The organism is Acinetobacter endophylla (assembly GCF_053543775.1).
Genome location: NZ_JBLVOM010000302.1, coordinates 1 through 511, shown reverse-complemented (window position 1 = coordinate 511; position 511 = coordinate 1). Strand labels below are relative to the sequence as shown.

Here is a 511-nt window from a genome sequence, read left to right as displayed (position 1 = left end):
AATATTGTTTGACCATCGCCAGAATGCTCAAGCTTTCGAAGGATCGTCTTGAGGATCTATATTTTGCGTCAGCATTCCATGATGTAGGAAAAATCAATATCCCGGAGGAAATCCTGAATAAGCCAGGACACTTGACGGAAGAGGAGTTTGAAATCATTAAACGCCATTCTTATGACGGGTACGAGATGGTTAAGGAGCTTTATTACACTAACATAAGCCAAATCATCCTTCAGCATCATGAAAGGCTGGATGGTTCCGGGTATCCCTATGGTCTTAGGGACAACGAAATCTCACTGGAGGCCAAAATTATCGGGATTGTAGATACGTATGATGCTATGACCTCAGATCGGCCGTATCGCGAAGGACTTAGTCCGGAGATTGCAATAGCAGAGCTTAAAAGATTGGCAGGAATTCAGTATGATCCTTATCTGGTAGAGATTTTTGAGAAAGCATTGATTGTAGACGGGATATTACATACCGTAGAGTAGACAAAGGGCCATCCATTCGGATG

The 511-nt window shown here is 42.9% G+C and carries 1 protein-coding gene; it reads left to right on the top strand.

Translation table 11 applies throughout. The features are described from left to right. On the top strand, positions 1 to 488 hold a 488-nt coding region (locus ACNPNW_RS16420; protein WP_448767205.1), incomplete at its 5' end, for an HD-GYP domain-containing protein. Between the last annotated feature and the right edge of the window lie 23 nt (positions 489 to 511).